This is a genomic window from Aerococcus sp. L_32 (assembly GCF_050689315.1).
This window is the reverse complement of sequence record NZ_JBOEQF010000227.1, coordinates 1-3,426: the sequence shown is the minus strand read 5'-3', so window position 1 is coordinate 3,426 and position 3,426 is coordinate 1. Positions and strand designations below refer to the sequence as shown.

Genomic DNA, 3,426 nt, shown 5'->3' with positions numbered 1-3,426 from the left:
ACCACAAGCAGCTAAAACTAATACCACTAGTGCCAATCCCAATGCACGAAAAATTTTCTTCATAATATTGCCTCCAAATGATTTTTTATCATTCATTTATTGTAGGAAAAACCAATCGTGATTGCAATTCAATCGAGATACTAGATTACCATTATCCTTGATAGCCTATTGCTATCAATGGAGATTTGATAAATAAAATTCTTTAATCATATATAAGATGAAAAAAGTTGTGAAAACTATGGGTCTCTCGAATAGTAAATAATAACACTTTTACAAAGATAGAACAGTAAAAATTAAATAAAGTTCATACCTCTGAATTTACTGAGGCTCTACTATAATGCATTAAAAAATTCCAAATAATTAAGTCATGAGTCTACAACAGATACTTCTAGCCTATCTATTAACTCTATAATTAATAATTGTAATTCCTCAATTGAAGAAGAAATCTCTTCTTTGTCATACGGTCCTTTAATTAAACCTGAAGAAGCGTGATTAACTGGATTAGAATTTCTAATTTTATGAGCTTTTTGTATTATAGAGCCACTTTTATTAATTCCCTCATAGACTCTTTTTAATACTTTTACATCGTAATTACCTTTATAGTTAGGTCCATTTAAATCTTTTGATTCAATTTTATAATCAAACCTTATTTCTGCAGTAATCCTATCAAAGAAAGATTTGAAATAGGAGTGGGCTAATAAAAGATTTTCTTTTTTTAATTCTACAAAATATAATAAATATAGTTGGCTGGTTGTAGGCGTTACGTTTACTTTATTTATCCTATCAACAAGTGTATTATTTAATTCTGAAGGAGATAAATTGCTTTTATTCAGACAATAATTTTCGATATACTGCGATAAATTATTTGATTTTTCTTTTAGATTTGAGTATAAACACTCAATCAAGTCTTCATGTCTAAAGCTTCTATTTAATAAATATGTTATGGCAATATAATTTTCTGCGTCATTCCATTCACTTTCAGAAAATATTTTATTTAAAAGCTTTTTGATTAATTGACCATCTCGTGTGTTTAGTATTGCTGTTACTATTTTTCTGACATCATACGTAATAATTGGTTCGTTGATAATAAGATGAAGTTTAGTAATTATTTCATGATTATTCACAAATTCATCACTAAATTTATATAATATGTGATTATAAACCTCATTTTTTGATAATTGAATATCATCAAAAGAAAAGGATTTATCTACTGCTTTCTTATAATTATCTATAGAAAACGAAGTTCTAGTTAAATTATCTAAGAAAGTTACGTAATGATCGATATCTACTTCATGAATATCAATATCTTCATTATATATTTCATCCCCATAAAATGAATTTTTTATATCATCACTAATTTCACTACAATGTTTTATGTGAGTTTTATCTGTATTTAAAACTAAATTAACTTTTCTTAATTCAGAATGATAAAAATTTATAAATTTAATAAAAAAGTCTCCTAATGACTGTTCAATATCTGCTTCATCAAAGAAAATATATAAATCATCCACATATCTAATTATCCGAAATTTGAATAAGCCTAAAGTATTATGAAAATACTCATTAACTTTTTCATCTACTTCATTTAAATAGATAGTAGTTGCTAAATAAGATAATCCAGTACTGTTTTCGACAATTGGAAATCTTCCCCTGCCACAGAATGAGAAAAGTAATTTATATAGATAAATATGAAAAGAATGAATATTACTAGTATTTTTCTCAATTATATTGAACATCAAATCGATATCAATATATCTAAAATAATCTTTTATATCCACTTTTATATAATGAGAATAAATACTTGATAGCTTATTAACTTCTTTAAAAAATAGATTATATTGTTTTTTATAAGAAACATCATTATTCTCTAAATCTCCTGCATACAGAGCATGTTGACTATAAATTTTATCATTAATAGAATTGTATATTTCTTTACAAATTGCCTCCAGAACAAGATACAAAGTAGGTGACAACAATTGTGCCTGTCTAAAACTGCCATCAGATTTTTGAAGATAATTATCACTAATTTTCATGATATCATCATCAAAAACAAAATTTCCCTTTTTAACAACTTTTTCAAAATAATCATCAGATACATTTAATGATTGTAATGGATACCACTGAAGGTATTTAGATAAACTCCTATTTGAGATATTAGCATAATTTTTAACGGTTTCATTCCATACAGTTTCACTAATTCCTAAAAAGTTCTCATATGATTCGATTATATTTACCCCACTTTCATTTGTTTAGTTTTCTAGATTAGATCAAGTATACCAAAGGAAGTATTATTGTAGAAATTTAATCAGTTAAGCTAATTTGTCTAACAATATTTGAATCGTCAACCCCAACAATCTCCTCTTCAAACCAACAAAAAAAAGCAACATATATATAAATACATGTTGCTTTTTTTGTTGATCTTATTGATACCCTATATTTCACATTGAATAGCTGACTTGACGGTAGCGAAACATGTGGGCCACTTGCTGGTCAAATTGCACGCCATATTTATTTTCCTCGGAGTAGGCTTCATGCCCTTTACCAGTAAGTACTAATAATACCGGATTTAGGGACATTTCTAAGGCTAACTCAACTGCTTCAACCCGGTCTAGTGCCATGGCCATAGAGTTTAACCCATATTGGGTTACGTATTCTAGGTATATATCGGCCATGACTTGTTTGGGGACACCATTTAAGTCATCAGTGGTTAGTATGGTTAGGTCGGACCCAGTTTGCGAGGCGGACACCATTTGCGGGAATTTCTTACTGTCTCGTTGCCCTCTAAAGCCAAAGATGTGAATGATATCGTGGTCTGGATATTGGTCGTTCAGGGTTTTTAACAGGGCTTCAATGGCATCCGGCGTGTGGGCATAATCGACTACCATTTCATTACCATCTGCTAGTGGATAGTATTCTAAACGGCCCGCAATTCCCGCAAAGTCTGCGATTGCCTTGTTGGTATTGCCAGCGTCTAATCCTAGGTCAACCATGACGGTTGTGGCTAAAATCAGGTTTTCTTGATTATAAACACCTGATAAGGGCGCTTCGATTTCTTCAATTTGTCCGCCTTGTCCATTGAAGGCAACAACTGCTGTGTCGGTTGTTTTATCTAAGACATAACTTGTCGCACCTTTCTTAGTATCTACGGTTAAGACTTGTTTACCACTTGCTTCTAGTTCTTTGGCTAGGCGGTTGCCCCACATGGTATAGCTATTGATGACGGCCTTCCCGCCCGGTTTCATTAAGCTGAATAGGGATTTCTTGGCTTGGTAATAAGCTTCCATGGTCTTGTGGTAGTCTAAATGGTCGTGTTGTAGGTTGGTAAATAAGGCATAGTTAAATTGCATCCCTGCCATTCTATATTGGTGGAGACCTTGACTAGAAGTTTCAATAACCACTACATCGTCATTTGACCGGGCTAGGGAT

General features: G+C 31.2%; 2 protein-coding genes. Both read right to left on the bottom strand.

Annotated elements, in window-relative coordinates; all coding sequences use genetic code 11:
- Positions 1-365 precede the first annotated feature (365 nt).
- Complete coding sequence (locus ACRCJ0_RS10870; RefSeq protein WP_431390448.1) at positions 366-2,198, bottom strand: AbiA family abortive infection protein; 1,833 nt, start codon at positions 2,196-2,198, stop codon at positions 366-368.
- Positions 2,199-2,438: 240 nt separating this feature from the next.
- A partial coding sequence (locus ACRCJ0_RS10865) for a Mur ligase family protein (RefSeq protein WP_431390447.1) occupies positions 2,439-3,426 on the bottom strand: 988 nt, incomplete at its 5' end.